Origin of the sequence: Bacteroides gallinarum DSM 18171 = JCM 13658, from assembly GCF_000374365.1 — a bacterium.
Lineage (GTDB): Bacteria > Bacteroidota > Bacteroidia > Bacteroidales > Bacteroidaceae > Bacteroides > Bacteroides gallinarum.
This window is the reverse complement of record NZ_KB894123.1, coordinates 103,420-127,443: the sequence shown is the minus strand read 5'-3', so window position 1 is coordinate 127,443 and position 24,024 is coordinate 103,420. Positions and strand designations below refer to the sequence as shown.

At 48.5% G+C, this 24,024-nt stretch carries 15 protein-coding genes; 4 read left to right on the top strand and 11 right to left on the bottom strand.

The window, feature by feature from the left end; translation table 11 throughout:
• Positions 1-683: 683 nt before the first annotated feature.
• Both bglX and C233_RS0107030 read left to right on the top strand, forming a co-directional pair.
• A complete protein-coding gene (gene bglX / locus C233_RS0107040; RefSeq protein WP_026314769.1) occupies positions 684-3,020 on the top strand; it encodes a beta-glucosidase BglX in 2,337 nt (778 codons plus the stop codon).
• A 288-nt stretch (positions 3,021-3,308) separates the two neighbouring features.
• Positions 3,309-4,664 (top strand): glucoamylase family protein, encoded by a 1,356-nt coding sequence (locus tag C233_RS0107030; RefSeq protein WP_018666887.1) that lies wholly within the window; start codon positions 3,309-3,311, stop codon positions 4,662-4,664.
• A gap of 10 nt (positions 4,665-4,674) precedes the next feature.
• Here the strand turns inward: C233_RS0107030 and C233_RS0107025 are convergent, their stop codons facing one another.
• Positions 4,675-7,200, bottom strand: a complete 2,526-nt coding sequence (locus tag C233_RS0107025; protein WP_018666886.1) for a TonB-dependent receptor — start codon at positions 7,198-7,200, stop codon at positions 4,675-4,677.
• Between the two features lie 151 nt (positions 7,201-7,351).
• Complete coding sequence (locus C233_RS0107020; RefSeq protein ID WP_018666885.1) at positions 7,352-8,647, bottom strand: MgtC/SapB family protein; 1,296 nt, start codon at positions 8,645-8,647, stop codon at positions 7,352-7,354.
• A gap of 556 nt (positions 8,648-9,203) precedes the next feature.
• Between C233_RS0107020 and C233_RS22390 the strand changes: the two genes are divergently transcribed.
• Together C233_RS22390 and C233_RS0107005 are read left to right on the top strand one after the other, a co-directional pair.
• Positions 9,204-9,488, top strand: a complete 285-nt coding sequence (locus C233_RS22390; RefSeq protein WP_018666884.1) for a hypothetical protein — start codon at positions 9,204-9,206, stop codon at positions 9,486-9,488.
• Positions 9,489-9,584: 96 nt separating this feature from the next.
• Positions 9,585-10,358, top strand: a complete 774-nt coding sequence (locus C233_RS0107005) for a lipocalin-like domain-containing protein (RefSeq protein WP_164835482.1) — start codon at positions 9,585-9,587, stop codon at positions 10,356-10,358.
• Positions 10,359-10,652: 294 nt separating this feature from the next.
• Here C233_RS0107005 and C233_RS0107000 read toward each other — a convergent pair whose 3' ends face one another.
• From C233_RS0107000 to C233_RS0106960, 9 genes are all read right to left on the bottom strand, one after another.
• Positions 10,653-11,120, bottom strand: a complete 468-nt coding sequence (locus C233_RS0107000) for a CYTH domain-containing protein (protein ID WP_018666882.1) — start codon at positions 11,118-11,120, stop codon at positions 10,653-10,655.
• Positions 11,121-11,133: 13 nt separating this feature from the next.
• Positions 11,134-11,268 (bottom strand): hypothetical protein, encoded by a 135-nt coding sequence (locus C233_RS24960; protein WP_018666881.1) that lies wholly within the window; start codon positions 11,266-11,268, stop codon positions 11,134-11,136.
• 196 nt (positions 11,269-11,464) lie between these two features.
• On the bottom strand, positions 11,465-12,583 hold the full coding sequence (prfB, locus tag C233_RS0106990) for a peptide chain release factor 2 (RefSeq protein ID WP_018666880.1): 1,119 nt from the start codon (positions 12,581-12,583) through the stop codon (positions 11,465-11,467).
• A 175-nt stretch (positions 12,584-12,758) separates the two neighbouring features.
• Complete coding sequence (locus tag C233_RS0106985; protein ID WP_018666879.1) at positions 12,759-14,900, bottom strand: glycoside hydrolase family 97 protein; 2,142 nt, start codon at positions 14,898-14,900, stop codon at positions 12,759-12,761.
• A 12-nt stretch (positions 14,901-14,912) separates the two neighbouring features.
• Positions 14,913-16,229: an alpha-amylase family glycosyl hydrolase gene (locus C233_RS0106980; protein ID WP_025068570.1), complete on the bottom strand. Its 1,317-nt coding sequence runs from the start codon at positions 16,227-16,229 to the stop codon at positions 14,913-14,915.
• Between the two features lie 11 nt (positions 16,230-16,240).
• Positions 16,241-17,587, bottom strand: a complete 1,347-nt coding sequence (locus C233_RS0106975; protein ID WP_051089634.1) for an alpha-amylase family glycosyl hydrolase — start codon at positions 17,585-17,587, stop codon at positions 16,241-16,243.
• 12 nt (positions 17,588-17,599) lie between these two features.
• Positions 17,600-19,042, bottom strand: coding sequence for a starch-binding protein (locus tag C233_RS22385; RefSeq protein WP_039747353.1), 1,443 nt, complete (start codon positions 19,040-19,042; stop codon positions 17,600-17,602).
• An 18-nt stretch (positions 19,043-19,060) separates the two neighbouring features.
• Positions 19,061-20,854, bottom strand: a complete 1,794-nt coding sequence (locus C233_RS0106965) for a RagB/SusD family nutrient uptake outer membrane protein (protein ID WP_018666875.1) — start codon at positions 20,852-20,854, stop codon at positions 19,061-19,063.
• A gap of 29 nt (positions 20,855-20,883) precedes the next feature.
• Positions 20,884-23,838, bottom strand: coding sequence for a SusC/RagA family TonB-linked outer membrane protein (locus C233_RS0106960; RefSeq protein ID WP_025068569.1), 2,955 nt, complete (start codon positions 23,836-23,838; stop codon positions 20,884-20,886).
• Positions 23,839-24,024: the final 186 nt, after the last annotated feature.

The window sequence follows — 24,024 nt, the reverse complement described above, 5'->3', positions numbered from 1 at the left end:
TTAGAAAACATATAAACGTATTAAAAGGATATGAAAAAAAGGAGATTTAAAAGTGTATAAGAAGCATATTTAAAAAGTATATGAAAAAAAGATATTTAAAAGTGTATAAGAGACATATTTAAAAAGTGTATTTAAAAAGCATATGAAAAAAGTATTTTTAAAAGCGTATAAGAAACATGTTCAAAAAGCAATGAATCATTAACGATTGGTAACTCGTAATGAACAACCCATAATTAGCGATTAGAACATGTGGCATGATAAAGTAATTTAAGGCTGAAAGCCTGTTAGCTCCAAGCCCGGGGGAACACCCCGGGTACAAAAAAAGCCCTCTGTTTTTTTACGCCCTGTAAGGGCAAAAGAAGTACACATAAGGCTGTTGCCCTTACAGGGCACAATGTTAATAATATGCAATACACCCGGGGCGTTGCCCCGGGCTTGGAGATAAGAGTCTTTCAGGCTGTAACTGAGAAAACCCTAATTCATTATCCGGTTAGAAAACATATAAACGTATTAAAAGTATATGAAGAAAGGAATATTTAAAAGTGTATAAGAAACATATCTAAAAAGCGTATTTAAAAAGTATCTTTAAAGCGCATAAGGAACATATTTAAAAAGCTATTTAAAAAGCTATTCAAAAAGCATTTTAAAAAGCAATCCCAAAAACATATTAAAAGAAACATATTATGAAGAAGTTTTTAAAAAGAACAAGTATGTTACTGGCAACCGCCTTAGTTGTAGGCATTGCCCCAGTACAGGCGCAACAGCCCCCGCAGGACATAGACCGCTTCGTCGGTGCGCTGATGAAACGGATGACCGTAGAAGAAAAGATAGGGCAACTGAACCTGCCCGTTACCGGTGAAATCACTACTGGGCAAGCCAAAAGCAGTGACGTAGCCAAGAAAATAGAACAAGGGCTCGTAGGCGGACTTTTCAACCTGAAAGGAGTAGACAAGATACGCGACGTGCAAAAGCTGGCGGTAGAGAACTCGCGCCTGGGCATTCCCCTGCTTTTCGGCATGGACGTGATACACGGCTACGAAACCATTTTCCCCATTCCGTTAGGACTGTCCTGCACCTGGAATATGGCAGCCATTCAGGAATCCGCACGCATCGCCGCCGTAGAAGCGAGCGCCGACGGCATCTCCTGGACTTTCAGCCCAATGGTAGACATCAGCCGCGACCCGCGCTGGGGACGCGTCAGCGAAGGTAGCGGCGAAGACCCGTTCCTCGGCGGAGCCATTGCCAAAGCAATGGTCTACGGCTATCAGGGCGCCGACCCCTCCAAGCAACTGAAACGTTCCGATGAAATCCTTGCCTGCGTCAAGCACTTCGCCCTCTACGGGGCAGGCGAGGCAGGCCGCGACTACAATACGGTAGACATGAGCCGCAACCGTATGTTCAACGAATACATGTACCCTTACGAAGCCGCCGTACAAGCAGGTGTGGGGAGCGTAATGGCATCTTTCAACGAGATAGACGGCGTGCCCGCCACAGCCAACAAATGGCTGATGACCGATGTACTCCGCAAGCAATGGGGCTTCAACGGCTTTGTAGTAACCGACTTCACCGGTATATCCGAAATGGTGGAACACGGCATCGGCAACCTGCAAACCGTCTCCGCACGCGCCCTCAATGCCGGAGTAGACATGGATATGGTGAGCGAAGGATTCGTGGGCACACTGAAAAAATCCGTCATGGAAGGCAAGGTAAGCATGAAAACCCTCGATACGGCCTGCCGCCGCATCCTCGAAGCCAAGTACAAGCTGGGACTTTTCGACAATCCCTATAAATACTGCGACCCGGAACGCCCCGCACGCGACATCTTCACCAAAGAGCACCGCGCCGCCGCACGCCGCATCGCCGCCGAAAGCTTCGTACTGCTGAAAAACGACGGCATGAAACAGCATCCGGACTCCCTGCCCCAACCACTGCTTCCGCTGAAGAAGCAAGGAACCGTAGCCGTTATCGGCCCGCTGGGAAACACCCGCAGCAATATGCCCGGAACCTGGAGCGTAGCCGCCCGCCTCGACGACTACCCCTCCCTGTATGAAGGGCTGAAAGAGATGATGTCCGGCAAGGTAAACATCACCTACGCCAAAGGCAGCAACCTTATCGGCGATGCCGCCTACGAAGAACGCGCCACCATGTTCGGCCGTTCCCTGAACCGGGACAGCCGGACAGACAAAGAACTGCTGGACGAAGCCCTGAAAGCGGCTGCCGGTGCAGACGTCATCGTAGCCGCACTGGGCGAATCCTCCGAGATGAGCGGCGAAAGCTCCAGCCGTACCGACCTCGGCCTGCCCGACGTACAACGCACACTGCTGGAAGCCCTGCTGAAAACCGGCAAGCCCGTGGTGCTTGTCCTTTTCACCGGACGCCCGCTGACGCTTACCTGGGAACAGGCAAACGTACCCGCCATACTCAATGTATGGTTCGGAGGAAGCGAGGCCGCCTATGCTATCGGCGACGTGCTGTTCGGCGACGTCAACCCCAGCGGAAAGCTCACCATGACTTTCCCCAAGAACGTAGGGCAGATACCGCTGTTTTATAACCATAAGAACACCGGCCGGCCGCTGCAAGAGGGCAAATGGTTCGAGAAGTTCCGCAGCAACTACCTGGATGTAGACAACGACCCGCTCTATCCCTTCGGCTACGGCTTGTCCTACACCACGTTCCAGTACAGCGACATCGCCCTGAGCGCCCCGACCATGGGGCAGGACGGCTCCGTTACCGCTGCAATCACCGTAACCAATACCGGAAAGCGCGACGGTGCGGAAGTAGTACAGCTATATATCCGCGACCTCGTAGGAAGCATCACCCGGCCGGTACGCGAGCTGAAAGGCTTCGAGAAAATCTTTCTCCGTGCCGGCGAAAGCAAGACCGTTTCTTTCAAGATTACTCCGGAACTGCTGCGCTTCTACGACTACGACCTGAACCACGTAGCCGAACCGGGCGAATTCGACCTCTTCATCGGGGGAAGCAGCCGGGCTACAAAGACGGCGCGCATCACCCTGAAGTAAAAAACCGGTTCCGTCGGGGAAAAACCTCCGTTCCATATGGGGAAACTGTCTGTTTAATCCGTTTAAACTCGGAGTTCCATGCCGTGAAACAGACTGTTTCCTACCGTTGGAACAAACTGTTCTCCCAGGCAAAACAAACTGTTCCAAAGGGGGAAACAAACTGTTCTCCCCCGAAGGAACAAACCGTTCTCCCAGGCAGAACACACTGCTCTCCCTTAAAGGAGAACCGTTTCCTCCGGTGGGAACCGGATTTATCCAACCGAGTATTAATTATCACACCCAAGCAGAATGAAATCAGTAAACATATATATCGCGCTTCTCCTCCTGCCGCTCCTGGCAGGAGCCTGCGGTACGAGAAAAACCGGCGGCGCATCCGGGACATTGAGCGACGATGCCCTGCTGGATACCATACAGCGCCGCACCTTCAATTACTTCTGGGACGGAGCCGAGCCCAACAGTGGGCTGGCGCGAGAACGCATCCACATGGACGGCGTGTACCCCGAAAACGACGAGAATGTAGTAACCTCCGGCGGCAGCGGTTTCGGCATCATGGCGATACTTGCGGGCATCCACCGGGGCTATATAACCCGGGAAGAAGGACTGGCACGCATGGAACGCATCGTTTCCTTCCTCGAAACCGCCGACCGCTTCCACGGCGCCTACCCCCATTGGTGGTACGGCGATACGGGACGGGTAAAACCCTTCGGGCAGAAAGACAATGGTGGCGACCTCGTAGAAACCGCCTTCATCATGCAGGCGCTCCTTGCCGTACACCAGTATTACACAGGCGGCAATGCACAGGAAAAGGCGCTTGCCGACCGCATCGACAAACTGTGGCGGGAGGTAGACTGGAACTTCTACCGGCAGGACGGCAAGAATGTGCTCTACTGGCATTGGAGCCCCGAGTACGGCTGGGAAATGGATTTCCCCGTACACGGCTACAACGAATGCCTCATCATGTATATCCTTGCCGCCGCTTCGCCCACCCACGGCGTACCTGCTGCCGTGTACCACGAGGGCTGGGCGCAGAACGGGGCTATCGTAGACCCGCACAAGGCAGAGGGCATCGAACTGCACCTGCGGTATCAGGGTACGGAGGCAGGGCCTCTGTTCTGGGCACAGTATTCTTTCCTGGGGCTCGCCCCCAACGGGCTGAAAGACGAATACTGCCCCGACTACTTCGGCGAGATGCGCAACCTGACGCTCGTAAACCGTGCCTACTGCATCCGCAATCCCAAGCACTACAAAGGCTTCGGCGCCGACTGTTGGGGGCTGACCGCCAGCTACTCCGTAGACGGCTATGCCGCCCACTCGCCCAACGAGCACGACGACCGGGGAGTCATCTCCCCCACCGCCGCCCTGTCATCTATCGTATATACGCCGGAATATTCGCTGCAAGTGATGCGCCACCTCTACGGAATGGGCGGCAAGGTATTTGGGCCTTACGGTTTCTACGACGCTTTCAGCGAAACGGACAACTGGTATCCGCAACGTTACCTCGCTATCGACCAGGGACCGATAGCCGTAATGATTGAGAACTACCGCAGCGGGCTGTTATGGAAACTCTTTATGAGCCACCCGGACGTGCAGCGTGGATTGCAGAAATTAGGATTTACCTCCGGGCAGGCGGAAAGCGGAGAGTAACGCCCGCTTCCTACGGATTTCCACCTTCGCCGCCGCCCTTCACATCCTCATTGCTAATAGAGCGGGCAGCCTTCTTGACGCTGGCCTTCAGCTCGCCGATGCGGTAGCTGACGCTGATGCCGAAGCGCTGGCGGCTATACTTGCTCCAGCTTTCCTGCATAAAGCCCACGCCTTCCAACGTGCTGGTGTTATCCATGTACTTCTTGAAGAAGTTGCTGGCAAAGGCGGAGAGGGACAGGCGTTTGTCGAAGAAGGATTTGTTGATGCTCAGGCCGTAATCGAAAAAGCTGCTCCCTTTACCCTGCAACATGACCCAGGGCGTCTGCCCGAATACGTTCAGGCTGATACGCCAATCATGGGGCAGGGTTTGCTGTGCACCTCCGTATGCAAAAAGGCTCCACCCGTCGTTTTTCAGCCCGTTGCCGCCTTCCATATACGAGTAGCTGCCGTAAACATTGGCATAGATGCGGGTATTGGAGGTGGCATTCCAATTGACGTAACCGCTCAGGCTGGCGTTTTTGGTCTTTCCTATATTCTGGTAAGTGGAGTAGAGCACTTCCTTACCGGTAGTTTCTCTCAGCCCCTCGATTTCCGTATCCGGAACCATTTCGGAAATCTGCTCGATGCTGTTGTTGGTAAACGAGTAGCGAAGCGAGAGGTTGATATTGAACTTCTGCGTAAAGTTACTGTAACTCAGATTGAAGGCATGGCTCTTTTCACTGTCCAGGTCGGGATTACCCCGTGTAATATTGGTAGGGTTGCTGTCGTCCAGGTAAGGATTCAGATACCAGATGCCCGGACGGAAGATACGCATGTTATAGCCGAAACGCAGGTTCGCCATATCCGTCAGCTTCCAGCCGATGCTGGCGGAGGGGACTACATCGTCGAAATCTTTCTTGAAGTCGTCGCCTCTGCCCAGAAGGTACTTCACATTCTGTATGGTATGCTCGTAACGCACTCCCAACCTGCCGGAAAGTTTCTTGACCTTTAAAGAGTAGCCGGCATAGGCGGCAAGAATGTCGTTGAGGTGCTTGTAGTGCGAGCTTTGGTCTTCATCGAACTCATAGTCGGACTGCTGTCCTGCACGGCGCTGGAAACGGTCGTCCTCGGAGCTGTTGTTACGGAGAATGTACTTGGCTCCGGTTTCGATAGTGTGCGCCTTGCCGATAGGGGTGGTATAGTCTACCTGGAAGGTATGTTCCGTAGTGTTCTGCGAACCGTCGTTGTGTTGGTCGAGCATACGCCTCATAAAGTCCTGCCAGTCCGGAGCCACATCGTCCATATCGTACTCGTAGCCGGAATAGGCGTCCGAAGTCTGCGGACGGGTATTAATCTTATAGGAGAATGTGAGCATGCGCTCTTTTACGTGGAACAGGCGCTGATAGTCGATGCCACCGTCAATGGAATACCACGAAGTCTTGCTGCTGTTGTCGGAGACATAGCTGTACAGCTCGTCGGCAGTACCGGGGAATGTGGCAAGCGTACCGGTTTCGCCGTTACTCTTGTTCTTGCCGCCCCATAGCCCGAAGGACATGGTTACCAGGCGCAGGGTGTCTATCTCGTAGCTGGCTTCCATGCTACCCGACTGGAAAATGCCGTTCCCCTTGCTTGTACCGCTATAATCCAGGTCGGACGAACTGCTGTTCGTCTCGCCGGACGTACGGCGGCTGCCGCCGGAGTAGCTGCGGGGCTGGTCGTTGTAGTTGTAATTGTAACGGGCGCTGAACGTCAGCTTGCCGCTTTTTACCGTGCCGAACACGCCGCCACCCGCACCGCGGTTGCTCGCATTGCCGCTGAATGTGGCCGTATATCCCTCCAGCCCGCCGCCCACGGTGACGATGTTCAGGATTCCCCCCACGCCTTCCGCGTCGTACTTCGCACCGGGGTTGGTTATTACTTCTATATGTTTGATAGAGTTGGCAGGCATGCTTTTCAGGACGTCCGTCGGGTTGTTGCTCATCATGTTGTTGGGCTTGCCGTTTACATATACCTTGAAACTGCTGCTGCCGTTCACCTTGATGTTGTCCTCGCCGTCTACCGTTACGAGCGGTACCTTGCGCAACATCTCGAGAACGGAGTTCGACTTGGAGTCGGGGTCGTCCTGTACGTTATATTCTATCTTGTCGATATCGGCTTTTACCAACGGTTTCTGCGCTACGATTTCCACTTGTCCCAGTTCGTTGGAGGCATCCGTAATGTACATTGTGCCGAAGTCCACCAGCTTCTCTCCCGGCTTCACGGAGAAGTCCTTCACAATACTGTTCCGCCCTACCGAAGAAATCGTCATGACGAAGTGCCCTTTCCTGCCGGGTACTTTCTCCTGGAACTTGCCGTCCATGTCCGTTACCAGCATCTTGACAGCCTGCTCCGGCGCTTCTTTCTTCACAATCCTGATTGTTGCGTAAGGCTCTCCCTCCCGAGTCAGCGAATCGAGCAAGATTCCTTTTATCTGAAAAGAGGAGTTCGCCGTGTTTTGCGCAGTTATCCCTGCCGACATCCACAGTGCCAGCAGCAACATAACCCATTGAGTTTTCATCGCGTTTCCCTGTTTTAATTGACTATTCCTGTTTATTGTTTTGTACCGGGCGTGTACCGAACTTCTTCTGCCACGCCTGGAAAGGCAAAAATAGGGTATTCTCCGGCACGAACGGGGCTACCGGAGTTAAAAAAGCGAAAAGCAGCCTGATTTACAAGAGATAGTAGAATAGCAGCAGGAGGACGTTCACCCCGATTACACCACCGAAACCGCCCAGTATCCATGTGCGCAGCGGGCTTTTCCTGCCGGAGAAGAAGAGGGCGTAGCACATGTTCACAGCGATGTTGCTGACGATTGCCTGCATGCTGCAAGCCGTTATCAGCGGAATGGCTACATTGCCGGTTCCTTGCAGCAGGTTCAGGATGAACGGGGTAATGTCGCTGAAACCGGATACGAAAGAGAGCAGGTTCAGCCCGCCCTTGCCGGCGTACAGCAGTGTGTAATGGGTAACAATCGTAAACACGACAAAAAGGACGGCAAAGATAAGGGCTACCTTGAACTCCAGCGGGTTGCTGCTGTCCTCGTCTTCGTCCGCCGTACCGGGCACTGCGGGGCGTTTCCACCGGGAATGCAGGAACCATGCCACCGCCGCAGTAACCGCAGACATAATCAGCAGGTAGGGATAAATGGCTGCCAGTGCCTCCACGCTGAAAATCCCGATGAGAATCAGGAAACGCAGAAACATCATACTGACTGCCAGCAGCATGGCAGCCACGTACTCGGGAGCTTCCTGGGCGGACGAACGGCGGCTTTTGCGTGCCAGCACGGAGATAGTGGCGGTGCTGCTGTAAAGCCCCCCGACAATGCCCGATACCAGAATGCCGGATTCGCGGAACACATACCGTTTCAGCAGGTAGGACAGGTAGGAGATGCCGGAAACCACCACCGTAGCCAGCCATATGCTGTATGGGGTCAAATGGATATCGGGTATCAAATCTTCGTCGGGCAGCATCGGCAGGATAATGCCGCTGATAGCAAGGAACTTGGCAAGCGTAATCATTTCGTCATTTTTCATCCGCTGCGCCAGCTCGGTAAAGGTATGTTTCAACTCCGTAAAAAGCAGGACGGTAACAATCACCATTACATAGAACCAGGAGGGTTGCGTGGCAACAATGGGTGCTATGCAATAGGTGATAAGCGCTATGACAATGGTGGTGATGCCGAATATATGGTATTGGGACTGCTTGACGTAGTAGTTCAGGGCAAGCAGCAGCCCCAGAATGGCTCCGCCGCCCATGAAAAGACGGTAGCCCGCCGGGTCGAGAATGTAGAGGAGATAGCCCAGGATGCCGATGAAAGTAAAGGTGCGGTCGGTTCCGAAAAGGGTGGTCTCGCCCTCGTGCTTCAGGCTGATTCTCCGCAGGGAAAGACCGATGAGCAGGGAGAATACCGTAACCAGCAGAAAGGTAACGAGTTCTTCGGGCAAGTATTGGTATATCTTCTCCATATTTCCTCCGTTTCTATAACATAAACCGGCAGTCCCGCACAGGATGCAGGAAAGGGGCGGCTGCCGGCTCCCCCGCCGTACGGCAGCAGGGCATGGCAAGCACCGGCCGTTTTACGTTCAACAATAAACAAAGTAAAAGGAAATTCGGGAGGTTTCCAAATTATTTATGTATTTTTGCAACGCGTCTTTCCGCAGAAAGCCTTCGGGTGGGTGTGGGAGATGCCGATATAGAGATGGCGTTTACAAACGTTCGTTTTTCGTGTTTCAAAACTTCGCAACTTTTGTCCCTTCGGAAAACAACGCGACGAAGCGTCCTCCTGATATGTCTTTATCCGAACGGCCATGCGTCTCCGGCAAGGGGAGGCAGGCGGGTTTGCTGTACATATCAGCGTGGGCTTTCTGCGTTGCTCGTTCTCGAAGGGTGGGCATTGCGAAGGCCTGAAACACGGAACGGGTAAAAGTAAGGATTCCCACGCTTTTTCTCTGTGCTTTTTCAGTCACGCCACGATACAATCAGTACCTTCGGGAGTCCGGGCACGCTTACGGGTAACGCAAAATGACGATTCACGCCGGACAACTCATCGAATGTGTCCTCCACGAGCAGGGACGGACCGTTACTTGGTTCGCAGCGCAGTTGTGCTGTACCCGCCCCAATGTCTACAAGATTTTCCGGAAAGAGAATATCGATATCCAGTTGCTCTGGCGTATCTCCTGTATTCTGAAGCATAACTTCTTCCAAGACCTGGCAAACGCCGTGAATGCCGGGAGTGTACCGGCTTCCCGCACGGCATCTGCCTCTGCCGTACCGTTTCCCGTATCCAAAGAGGATACGATTATGTAAACTATTCGGAACTGCCTTTTAATAAACCGCCGCTGCTTATTTGCCTACTTTTGCAGGCGAATAAGGAAATAACCAACCGACAAATATCACATGAAAATGAAAAGAAGTAATTATTTATGGCTACTGGGGACGTTATTCTGCACCGCGCTCTGCTTTACTGCCTGCGGAGACGATGAAGACGGTATCTCCGGAGATGCCGAGAGCCTCATCGTGGGTGCATGGCAGTCTACCAGGACAAGCGGCTACGAAATCGAGGACGGTGACAGAAACCAGTGGGACGAGAAGTACACCAGCGAGAAGTATGTTTTCAACGACAATGGAAAAGGTAGTTTTTCGGATACTTCCTACGGGGATTATTATTCTTTCAACTGGGAGATTTCGGGCAATAAGCTCATCTTGGACGAAGGAAGCATCGACGAAGAGAAGTACACTATCTCCAAACTGGATGCCAACACCCTCGTTCTGGAGCTGAGCTACAAGGAGGACGGCTACGAATACTACGGTCAAGGCACTTACGAGCGCATCGGCAGCAGTGCTTCCGGCGACGGCGATGAGGAAGCCACGGGTAAGGGCAGCGTAAAGATAACCAAAATCAGCGCCCAAAAGAAAACCACGACTGGCCTGCAAATCAACGTCACCTTACAGACAAGCGGTGTCAGCGCCAGTGAAATAAAAAGCCTGGGAGTTGTAGGCGGCCCCACTTCCGATGCGGAAGGTTCTCTCTACGCATCTCTCGGAGGAGGACAGACCTCCGGAACATGCAAGATTGTAGCCGGACTCAGAAGCAAGACTACGTATTATATAAAAGGGGTGCTGAAAACTACCTCGGGTACGGTGTACAGTCCGATAAAAAGCGTTACGACTCCTTAAACAGGCAAGAAAAGAAGATTGTGTGAAAGTTCACCACAGATTACCCGAATTAATACGGATTGAATTTGAACATCTGATTATCAACATAGATAATCTATGAAAATCTGTATTAGGTGACTATATACTATCTTACAGCAAAACCCTCTATAAACGATTATACGATTTATAGAGGGTTTATATTTTAATATACTCTAATACTTAACAAGGATTCACACTGTAAGACAATATATAGTTACCCTGTATTAATCCGGGTAATCTGCGGTGAATCTTATCTCTTGCAAACCCAATTTTCACCTACCAGTATCTATAAGGGTGTTTCATCAGTTGTGAATTATAATAGCGAACATCTCCCGTTACTTCCTGCCCGATAAAATCGGGCTTCTCAAAAAATTCATCTTCGGAGGTAAGTTCTACCTCGGCTACGACCAGCCCTTCATTTTCTCCGTAGAACTCATCTACCTCGAAAATATGCTTGCCGCTACGTACCAGATAACGGGTCTTGTCGATAATGCCCGGTTCGCACAACTTCATCAGGTCTTCGGCTTCATTCAAAGGAATCTCTTTCTCCCATTCGTAACGGCTGGTTCCGGATGCGTCGGACGCGCCTTTTATCGTGAGATATCCTTGCCCGTCGCGGATACGCACTCTTACCGTCCGTCCCCGCGCACTACTGATATATCCTTGAATAATACGGCTTTGTGCGTATGCCTGCGATTTATACTGTCCCTTTACGAGAAATTTCCGTTCTATCTCCTGCGGCATATCTTATCTTCGATTAGCCTAAGAAAGAATAACCTACCAACATGGCCACTACCAATACCAAAGCAACGACTCCGATAATCAGTAATACCTTCTTGGCTTGTTGTTCTTCTTTCTGGCTGTGCATTATTTTCTTCTTACTCTTTCCCATGGTGTTTTTATAGTTTAAAGTTCAACGACAAACAAAGTAAAAGGAAATTCGGGAAGTTTCCAAGTATTTCCAAAAGAAAAAAACGGGAAGTTAACATCACCGGGTACACGATGTTAACTTCCCATATATACGATATTAACTTGTTACATCCAACTTTGTTAACTTGTTCCGGGCAACGAAGTTAATTAAAAAAGGATTAAATGTTATCACCTCCGGCAAATTCCATTAGATAGGCCTTGACGAAGCCATCTATCTTACCGTCCATTACACCGTTTACGTCGGATGTCTGGAAGTTGGTACGGTGGTCTTTTACACGACGGTCGTCGAAAACGTAGCTGCGAATCTGCGACCCCCACTCGATTTTCTTCTTACCGGCTTCCACTTTCGCCTGCTCCGCCATACGATGCTGAAGCTCCTTATCGTACAGGATAGAGCGCAACTGGCGCATTGCATTTTCGCGGTTCTTCGGCTGGTCGCGCGTTTCCGTATTCTCAATCAGGATTTCTTCCTCCTCACCGGTATAAGGGTCTTTGAACTGGTAACGCAGACGTACACCCGACTCTACTTTATTCACATTCTGTCCGCCTGCACCGCTGGAACGGAAAGTATCCCATGAAATATTGGCAACATTGATATTCACCTCAATCGTGTCGTCCACTAACGGGGTAACGAAAACGGATGCAAAGGATGTCATACGTTTACCTTGGGCATTATAAGGAGAAACGCGTACCAGGCGGTGTACACCGTTCTCGCCTTTCAAATATCCGTAAGCATAATCGCCGGCTATCTCAATGGTACAGGTCTTGATTCCGGCTTCATCGCCTTCTTGCAAGTTGGCAACGGTGGCTTTATAGCCGTGAGTTTCAGCATAACGCAGATACATACGCATCAGCATGCTTGCCCAGTCCTGGCTTTCCGTACCACCCGCACCGGAATTAATCTTCAGCACGCAGTCCATTTGGTCGGCTTCCTCACGAAGCATATTCTTGAGTTCGAGCGCTTCTACCGCAGCAGATGCCTTTGCATAGGTTTCATCTACTTCTTCCTCCGTTACCAGGTCGTCTTTGTAGAAATCAAATGCAAGCTGCAACTCGTCCGCCAAAGTCTTGACTTCATTGTAACCGGAAATCCATTGCTGCAAGCCTTTTACCTTTTTCATCTGCGCTTCGGCAGCTTTCTGGTTATCCCAGAAACCCGGAGCCTGCGTACGCAACTGCTCCTCTTCTACTTGTATTTTCTTTCCTTCGATGTCCAGATAGCGGTTTAGTGCTTCGGTACGTTCCTTGATATCTTTCAGTTGTTCAATGGTAATCATATGCTTTTTTCAAATTCTATCTTTCGGACTGCAAAGATAGCGCAAAAGTCTGAAAAAAACATATAAATACGCTGCAATCAATGGAATAAGCGGTAGAAAGGAAAACAAAAGCACGAGCCTCACGGTCCGTGCTTTCCTATTGTTAACTTTACTATTAAATGCTGGATAATATCCTTTATTTAATTTCTTTCAACCCTCTGAGGTTTTCCCCGGTAGCTTCTTTCAGGCTAATGGCTGCTCCGCCGCCGGGCGCCAACCATTGCTTCAAGGTGCTCTTATTCATCACTACCACCCGGCGGATGCGATAACTTTGCGGATTGGCAGCCCAATCGGCGTCCTTGCCATCCTCATAAATAGTAGCGATATATTTCTTTCCCTCAGGAAGATAATCAAAAGGAATAACCGCAGTACGTGCATTCTCATCGGTGATTGCACCTACAAACCATTCTTCACGGTCTTTAGCTTTACGGGCGACAGTGATATAATCTCCCGGTTCAGCCTCCAGATAACGGCTGTCAGCCCAATCTACCGGAACGTCTTTGATAAATTGGAAAGCATCCATAAAACGGCGGTAATTGGACGGTTTATCGGCGGCCATTTGGATAGGACTCGGCATGGTGAGATACAAAGCCAGTTGCTTGACCAAGGTCGTACCGGCCTGTTCTTTCATCTTATCTCCCTTGTAATAACTTAAACGGGTTTCGAAAATACCGGGAGTATAATCCATAGGCCCGCCTTTTAAACGGGTGAAAGGAAGGATTGTAGTATGGTCGGGGTCGTTTCCTCCCATCGACTCGAACTCCCCGCCACGTGCAGACTCCTGTGCAAGCCAATTGGGATAGGTACGGCACAAACCGGTGGGGCGCACCGCCTCGTGGCTGTCTACCATAATCTTATAAGCGGCAGCACGTTTCACTACGTGGATATAGTGGTTGTTCATCCATTGTGACGAATGATACTCGCTACGCGGAATGACATAGCCTACATAGCCCGTCTTCACCGAATTATACCCATTGTTTACCATATACTGAAAAGCTCCCTCCAACTGACGTTCATAGTCGGCGGCGTTGGCAGATGTTTCATGGTGCATCATAATGCGTACCCCCTTACCGGCGGCATAGCGATGCAGTTCCTCTACATCGAAATCGGGATAAGGCTTGGTAAAAAGGAACTGACGGTCTTTACGGTAAGAAGCCCAGTCTTCCCAGCCTTCGTTCCAGCCCTCTACCAAAACAGCATCGATACCATTCTCTGCAGCAAAGTCGATATACTCTTTTACATGCGCGGTATTGGCGGCATGGCGTCCGTTAGGGGTTATCGCCGTATAGTCCGTAATTCCCGGTTTGGCTTTGTAGTAGTCGCTATATGCCCATGTACGGCCTTCTCCGGTAAACATCTCCCACCACACGCCGATGAACTTCTGCGGTTTAATCCAGGAGGTATCCTCAAAACGACAAGGCTCATTCAAATTCAATATCAACTGCGAAGCAAGGATATCCCGGGCATCGTCGCTGACAATGACAGTACGCCAGGGCGTATGGCACGGAAGCTGTAAATAACCTTTCTTGCCCAATTTATCAGGAGTAAGATGGGAACTCAAACGGAAAGCTTTATCGTCCACATTCAACAGCATGCCGGAGTAGTCTACCAAAGCGGCTTCGTGTATATTGATGTAGAGTCCGTCGGCACTCTTCATCATCAACGGAGTTTGTACTGTAAAAGAAGTAGCCTTAGATTCATAACCTTTCTTACACAGATTTTTCTCCATACCTTCTTTTATCCCGGAAAGAGGGGCGGTAGTGTAAGCGAACTCGTTGGTATCGTAATCGCCGGGAATGCAAAAGGTTTTGTGGTTACCGGTCAGATTAAACTCGGTATGTTCCTCCTTTACAGTCAAATAGTTCATCGACTCTTGTTCCGGCAATTCATAACGGAATCCCAGTCCGTCGTCGAAAAGGCGGAAACGAAGCAACAATATACGATTATGTTCGTTTTCCTGTGTCAAGGTTACAAGCATCTCGTTATATTGATTACGAATACGGTCATATTCGCCCCAAACAGGTGTCCATGTTTCATCAAAAGAGGTATTCCGGATGCTGCTTTGCGTGAAGCCACCGGTCAGCGAGGCTTCTTCCATTTCCAACCCCAACCGACTGGTAGCAATCACAGTTTTACTTTTATAAGTAAGCTGGTAGGTAGGTACGCCGTTATCCAGCCGGAATAACAATTCCAAATTTCCGTTCGGTGATGCCAAATGCTGGGCAAACACCTGAGATGCTGCACACAACAGCAACCCGAGGAGTGTCGTTTTTATCATATTCATTATGTCCTAATATTTAAGTATTCTATATTCATAGGGAGCCAGACGCAACGTATCTGCCAATACAACCGGAGTGTCCCGATACACATCCGTACATTCATGCCCTTTCCACTCTTCGGGCAACAAAAAGGCCTGGGCTGTATTGCGTACATTCACCACGATTAGGAAACGGTCCTGAGCCGTTTCTTTTTGAAACGCCGCCACATTGCAGTCCGGATAAGTCTTCAGGTTTCCTTTACGAATGGCAGGATAATCATTATAAAGCCTCATCAAGATTTCATATTCCGTCCGTATCGCATTATCGGCATTCCAGTCTATGTGACAATAATGGAAGAAATCCACACGTTCCGGAAAGGCTACTTCCTGCGAGCTGTAAATCAGCGCGCCTCCCTGCAGATAGGATGAAAGCACAAAGGCCGCCATTGCTCCGCGTTCGCCTCCAAGCTCCTTTACAGGGGACATCTTTGCCATTTCGTCGTGATTAGTAATGAAACGGAGTTTTACCTTTCCGGCAGGAATCGTATCATACTCTGCATGTGCTATATCCAATAAGGTGGTAACACAACTGTCTTTCACGAACACATTGCGAACGCCTTCCAAGAAATCCCAGGCATAATTCATATCAAATCCGGCAGTAAAATGGTCTTTCCGTTTGCCTTCGGCCAATAGTAACAACGGACGATGAGGGGTTGCCCGGAGCGAATCGATAGCCTGCTTCCAGAAATCGAAAGGAACAAAATCGGCGGCATCGCAACGAAAGCCGTCTACTCCGACACTATCTACCCAGAATTTCATGGCATCAATCATGGCAAGACGCATTTCCTTATTGTCGAAATTCAAATCAGCGACATCTTTCCACCCGGTATTAGCCGGAGAAACTATATTTCCTTCCTCATCCTGTGTATACCACTCCTTATTATGTATCCAAGCATTGTCCCAGGAGGTATGGTTTGCCACCCAATCGATAATGACATGCAATCCTTTCTTGTGGCAAGCATCAACCAAATCTCTAAATTCATCCAATGTACCGAACTCCGGATTGACCGATTTATAATCCTTTACACAGTAAGGAGAATTCACCGATTTCTCCCGGCCTACTTCGTTAATGGGCATAAACCACACAACGTTTACTCCTAACCGGCAAATGGAATCCAAATACCCGCCTATCGCATTGAAAGAGGAACTCGGGGCAAATACACGCGGATTTACCTGATACATTACCACATCCTCGGGAAGGGGCAACGAGCAGGCGGCATTATTGCGCCTCGCCCCGCTACATGCACAAAGCAATAACAATAATCCTATCGGAAACAGTATATTCCTTATTCGCATAGCAGTCATTCTTTTTCCCAAATATAATACTGGTAAGGTTCCAGCGTCAGAGCTATCGGAAGTGTTGTCACTTCGCCTGTCATCAGGTTCTTCACATTATCGCCTACACGCTCTATGGGGGCTTTCACTGTCAGGGTTTCATCGGTGGTATTTACCATTACAAGCAACCCTTTGTCTCCGCTCTTGTAATAAAAAGAAGCGACCTTGCCGGTTTCATAGGTTTTCAGGATTCCCTCCCTCAGCGTTACCGATGATTTATAAATTTGCATCAGTTGTTTATATTCACTCAGGTAATCGGGGTTCGAGTTCCAATCGATTGATTTATACTCGAAAAACGAAAGCGGAGAATCGTAAGCAATCTCTTGCGAACTGTATATAAGAGGCGTACCTCCCAGCATAGAGGCGATAACAAATGCCGCCATTGCTCCACGTTCGTTCTTATAGGCTTCCAATGGAGACTTTTCCGCAGCCAAATCGTGGTTGGTAGAATAGCGCAAACGTTGTTTGCCCGCAGGGATACCATTATATTCCTGGTTATGCACCTCATACAAAGCAGACAGTTTCGATTTCCCGGCAAAGACATCCTGCAGTTCTTGTGCGAAATTCCACCCATATACCAAATCGAACCCGTCGGTAAACAAAGCGGCTTCGCTACCTTCGGCAAGCATCAGCAGTTCGTCTCCTTTGATTGCCTTCAGTTCCTCGATAGCCTGTTGCCAGAAATCATGAGGAACCCCTTCCGCATAATCGCAACGATAACCGTCTATATCTACTGTTTCTATCCAATATTTCATAGCTTCCAACATGGCAGCGCGCATATCTGCATTATCGTAGTTCAAATCGGCGACATCTGTCCATTCCATACCTTCGGGAGAGATGATATTCCCGCCGGCGTCTTGTGTGTACCAGGCTTTATTCTGTATCCAGGCATTGTCCCAGGACGTATGATTGGCTACCCAGTCGAAAATTACACGCATGCCTTTTCCATGCGCTTCCGCAACCAAAGTTTTCACATCGTCCAAAGTACCGTACTCGGCATTCAACTTTTTGTAATCTTTCACGCAATAGGGTGAACCGACTGCATTCTGTACCCCTTGTTCATAAAGGGGCATCAGCCAAAGAACAGTAGTTCCCAAAGCTTTTATTTCGTCCAGGCGTGTCGTAATGGCAGTCAAGGCATCGGTGCGGGCGAAAACTCTCGGATTGGCTTCATATAACACAACTTCATTTCCTATGTTACCCGATACGGGGCTTAAACCCTCCATTCCTTCTCCTGAGTCATCACTACACCCCGTGAAGAGGTGCAGTAACAACATGGAAAATATCACTAATAAACAATTTCTGAATTTCATATGTTTCGTTTTTTAGTTTGCAGCAGGTACTTGCATTTCCGTACAAGCATCGGCCGTGATTGTAAAGTAATAATCCTTGTTTAAATTTATCGGAAGGTCTGACAACTGCTCTCCTCCGTTATTGTTATTGAAAATAATACTTATAGACGTATCGGAAAGTTCTGCCGGCATCGTGAAATAGGTGAAAGTCACCCCATTAATATCTTTGGTTCCGGTTGCCTGCATGCCCGGCCAATCACCGATGACGGGGGAATCATTAGCGTAAGCATACAATGCCAATCCTGCCCAACCGGTATTATCCGCTACGTAAATGGTATAACCGCCTTCCGGTTCGGGCTCAGGCTCCACCGCACCCGGGTTTTGCGGGTCTACTTCCACCCCTTTCGTACCGGTAATGCTATAATAGTAATCGCGGTCCAGTGTTATGGGTGCCAAATCGAATTGCTGACCGTTGCCGTCATTACATATAAAATTATATGTCAGCCCCTCGTTCGTTTTCCCCGTATCGAAATATTTATAAGTAACCCCCTTGACCGTCACTGTTCCGGTAGCCGGAATACCCGGCCAAACACCGAACAGCTCGGGCAAGCCATCACTCCAGGCATACATAGATAATGCATCCCAACCGGATTTGTCCTCAATGAAAATAGCATATCCATCGTGTTCGATGTCTTGGCTGGGGTCTATTTCCTCATAGCCGGTGCTTGTAATCCGCAGGTAATAATCGCGGTCGAGTGTTACGACAGCAGCGTCAAACTGTTCACCGCCATTGTTGTTGTTGAAAATAAGATTATACGTTAACCCTTCATTGGCTGCACCCGTATCGAAATATTTGTAGGTAACCCCATCCTTTACTTCGGTTCCGGTAGGTTGTATGCCCGGCCAGGCGCCAAACAACTCAGGTAAATCATCACCCCAAGCATAAAGAGCCACAGCATCCCAGCCCGAGTTATCTTCTACATAGATTACATAACCGTTGTGTGCCGTCTCATCCGGGTCTTCTTCCTCCTCAAAATAAGCAGCCCAACGGGAAACCGTTATATTGGTTCGCGTACCTACACCTACGTCCAAGACATGGGATACATCCTCATTCTTTACCGTACGTTCCTTTCCCTGTTTTTCCGAGACGAAATAGAAACCGTCTGCCAGTGTCTTACCATTCTTGAATGTGGAAGGCAGGAGATAAATGCCCCATTTTACATCACTATTGGCAGCTTTCTCCAGACGCCACTCCAATTGGCCTACGGCTTTTTCTCCGTCATTAAAGTCGCCTACAATATAAATATTATCATCGGCAGATGTACCTTGAGGCATGATTACTTCCAACAAAATGGCATTATCTTTCAACTCAAATTGAGACAATTCACTGTCAAAAACAATCTCTTCTTTATCATCGCAACTGTTTAAAAATGCCAGTAATGGCATTAATAGCAGTAAGTAGAATATATTCTTCATGGGTTTTCTGATTTAATATTACTTATAATTAGGATTCTGTACCAGTCCCGGATTTACCAATAAAGCAGACGACGGGAGCGGATACCACTCGTATTTACGGTCGCGCTTTGCAGGAAGTACCTTACCGTCTTCCGTAGCCCTACCGAAAAACCACCACTGTCCTTGCGTAAATTTATCGAAACGGCGCAGGTCTGTACGGCGACGGCGGCCTTCGGAAAGGAATTCCAGTCCCCATTGGCTCAACATCCAGTCCATGTCGAAGTCGGTAAAGCCGGGTCCCGGTATATCTTTCACTGTTGCCCAGTCCGATGCTGTGAAGTAACGCTTACGCACACTGTTCACCAATTCTTTCGCTCCGTTGGAATCTCCGGCACGCATCTTGCACTCTGCCAACATATATACCACTTCGGCCAAACGGAATTCGACTTCGTCTATATTCTGAAAGTCTATTCCAACAGATTCCGGATAGATAGGATACTTCACCAGTCTCACACCTGAAGTCGTTTCTCCCCAACGGGGCGACATCACAGTTTCCAGATTACGGCCTTTATTCATAAATGTGCCTACCTGATCGACGTATACGATAGGCTGTCCGTCACGGTCTGCATCCGCTTTTAGTGCTTCACCCTTCCCATAGTTGGCTTTAATGGCCCCTTTCAGGAACATCCCTTCATAGTTGCCGGTCGTTTCATCATATACATAATTCTGCTTGCGGATGTCCCTGTCATCATAACGCTCGTACACTGCACCTAACTTGTCGTTGTAGGGAGCATCCAGGAAGCATTTCGGAGAATCCGTTCCGCCGAATGAATTCACATTACCCGAATTGTCGTATGAAGGAGCCAGACAAGTGCAGTTCCAAGGGCTTTGCGTATAAGTTCCACCGAAATATTCCCAAATGTTATAGGGCAAGAAAGGCATGTCGCGCATCCAGCCGCACTCGAGCTGCCCTACTTCAAAAGCAAATGCCATTACCACTTCCGGACAGTTGATATTATCTATCGAATAAATACTACGATAATCGTTTGCTATGGAATAAGTGCCGTATTTGTTGTCCAGTATCTCCTGGCAAAGTGCCGCACACTCGCTATAACGGTTTTCTTTGATAAAAATCTCGGAGTTCAGCAATAAACGGGCTTTTATCATGCGGTTCACTGCCTGATTCATACGATTTACGCTGTTTTGGGCAAGGTCGTTTACACAGTCGTCCAGTTCTTCCATAATAAAATCGTATATCTTCTTGCAGCTCGTATCAAAGTCCGAATCGGCTGTAGGGGGGATTTCTGTTCCTGCGGAGATATTCAACGGCAAGGCGCCTCCCCAAATCTCAAAAATATTGTAGTAAGCCCATGCACGGAGTGTACGTACTTCGCCGATATAAGCCTTCATTTTTTCTTCCGTCATTTTGAGCGAAGCAGGATTCAATGTCTGCAAATCGGCAATCAACGTGTTGCAAAGCCCGATAGTAGTCCATGAGGTTTCCCACGTTGAGCGGATAATTTTGGAATCTGGAGTCCATGTATGGGTAGAAAGAACAAATTTTTCCGCTTCATCATATCCCCACAAACCTCCGTTCCAGGAACGCCATGCTACCTGGTCGGCAGAGAATTCCTGAAGATACCAGAAATATTCCATATAGCTCCTTGCTCCCGTATCATAAATAGAAGCGACAGCGCCTTGCACACTTTTTTCATCCTGATAATAAATCGAGGAATCCACCCTGTCGAAAACTTCTTCTTCAAGGTCGAAACAGGATGACAAAGAAAAACTCAGAATGGCCAGCAACAGCCAGTTATACTTTATATGTTTCATATTTTCGTTCTATTGAATGATTGTACTAATTATTTAAACCGCAATGTCAATCCCAAGCTCACTTGCGTAGCCGTAGGGTAAGCACTATTTGAGTCCACTCCCGGCGTCAGGCCATTGACAGATACTATGGAGGGGTCGTTACCCGAATATCCGGTAAGCGTAAAAAGGTTCTTGGCAGAAACAAACACACGCATACTATTCAATATTTTATTGGGCTTCGGTGTGAAGTTATACCCCAACGTCACATTTTCCAGTTTAAAATAATCTCCTTTTTCAAGGAAGAAAGAGGATATGACGCCGCCGCCCGTTACAATGTCTTTATCCTTGAGGTAAGCATCGCGAAGTACATTGTCAGTACCTGCACCTTGCAATCCCATACCATATTTACGCATATTAAAAATATCGAAGCCAAATGCTCCGCGGAAAAAGATATTCAAATCGAAATTTTTATAACGTAATGTATTGTTCCATGAGAGAAAGGATGTCGGGGTTCCATTACCGATATAACGCTTATATTTGACATCAGCATCCGATACGGGGACCTTCTCGCCTTCATCCGTATAAATCAGCATCTTGCCGTCTTCCACTCCGGCATATTCATAACCATAAAATTGTCCTACCTTACCGCCTTCCTGCACACGGAAGAAATATTCGCTGGTTCCCACTCCCGGTTTCTGGTATAACTCTACATATGACGCCTGATACATGCTGTTGGAAAGAACTTTCAATTTAGTGGTTCCGTAAGAGTAATTGATACCGGAAGTCCATTCCACTTTTGTTCCTTTAAAAATATCACCGTCGACGGAAAGTTCCACACCACGGTTTTGCGTAGTACCTACATTGACAAGAATGCTATTATAAACAAACGGAGGCTGGGGGGCCGTATAGTTATAGAGCAAGTCCTTAGACTGACGGTCGAACCAGTCGATAGACCCTCTTAGGCGATTCCATAGAACAAAATCTATACCTACATTGACACTGACACTCTTTTCCCAACCCAATTCCGGATTGGCATTCACAGAAGGAGCATATCCCTTTACCCACTCGCCATTCATAAAATAGCTGCCTTTAGTACTGTAAGTAGCTAAAGAAAGGTAAGAGTCGAAGTCGGAACGGCCTGTAACGCCGTAAGAAACACGGGGCTTTAAGCTTTTCACCACTTTAGAAGCGTTCTTCATAAAATCCATATTCGCTATTTCCCATGCAACAGAAGCCGACGGGAAGGCTCCCCACTTATGATTTTTACCGAATTTGGTCGAGCCTTCATAGCGTATAGAGGCAGATGCCATTAATAAATCCTTCCAGTTATAATTGATACGCCCGAAAGTTCCTATCAGCTTGGAAGCAGATTGCCCGGTCGCCATTTTCGCCTTTCCGTCAGTCAAGTAACTACCGCTACCCAAGTCATGCCATTTGATATTATCATAGGCAAAGTCGTTATTGGAAGCCTGCAAACGTTCCCAACGGGTATTCTCGTAAGTATAACCTGCTACCGCTTTGATGCTGTGGTCTTGGATATCGAGTGTATAATTCGCCAACCATTCCAGACGTTGCGTGTACCACTTCTGATAAGTCACTTCGGCACGGCCTTTATAACCGTTCCAGTACGATTCTCCCGAAGTGGAAGGAGTAAAATATTGCTGTTTCAAGTCATTATAATGTAAAGAATAACTAAGAGAGGTATTCAACGTCTGTTTTTCAGAACGAAGAATATTCAGTTTGGCTTCGGCTGTTCCCAATACATACATGCGCTGGCCGTTATTGTCTATCTCTTTCAGTTCGGCCACCGGATTGCGTGCATCGGTAGGTGAGGAAGGTTGGTAATAATTACCGTTATCATCGTACAAAGGCATTGTGGGGTTCATAGAAAGAGCGGTATCGAACATACCGTCATTACCCCAGGTTTCATTTACCCGACGGGCATTCAAGGAACCGTTCAGTTGCAGGCGGTTATCTATGACACGCTGCTCTATTACAAAGCGCCCTCCATATTCTTCGCGCGCACTTTTCAAGTCGATACCGGTTGCATTTTTATAGTTGAAGGAAGCGCCATAATATCCATTTTTCGTGCTGCCGTCAATAGAGATATATTGGTTATTGTCATAAGAGAAATCTCTCAACAGTAACCCATACCAGTCGGTCGATGCACCATAGTCCGTTCCACGGCGCGAACGGCGGAATTCGTCCGGTGAAAGAATATCCGGCCCGCCATTGGCAAAATTCACACCGAACCAACTGTCATAAGTTACTTTGGCTGTTCCCGGTTCGCTGGCACCTTTCTTTGTTGTAATCAAAATAACGCCATTTGCACCACGTGTACCATAGATAGCAGCAGAAGCCGCATCCTTCAACACTGTCATCGATTCAATGTCTTGCGAAGAAAGGTTACGGATATCCCCGCCGGCTATACCGTCAATCACAATCAGCGGGTCGTTTGAGGCCGTAATAGAGGTTGCACCTCGAATTTGCAAGGACGAACCGGAATTCGGATTGGCCGAAGCCGTATTATTTACGTTTAATCCTGCAACCTTGCCGGTCAACATCTCCATCGGATTATTCATCGCTCCCTGCTGGAACTGGCTTCTGTCCACCTGCACAATGGAGCTGGAAAGTTCTTTCTTACTCAACGAGCCGTAGCCCACTACCACCACTTCATCCAAGGTCTGCAAATCCTCCGACAATATCACATCGATTTCATGCCTCCCTTCACAAGCTACCTCCTGGCTTTTGTAGCCGATAAAGGTAAACACAAGTACAGACGACGAATTGACGCCCGAAACAGAATATTTCCCGTCAATATCAGTAATAGTTCCATTGGAAGTTCCTTTTACCATTACATTGGCACCGATAACCGGTTCGCCGGCCGCATCCTTCACAGTACCTTTTACCGTAAACTGCTGTGCCGAAGCCACCATTGTAATAAGTAACCCGGTAAAGATAAGAAAATACCGGAAAAGACATTGCTTTGTTCTTTTTACATTCATAATACTTCGATTTAATATTAACAATAAGTTCTCCCTCTTTGTATCCCAAAGACGGTAATGCAAATATCAGCAGTTATGAATATATTTTATAGTACGACTAAAAGAAATCTAAAAACATCATAAATGATATGTGCTATATATCAGCAACATAGATATATAGCACAAGCATAAAAAACTAAATTGCAA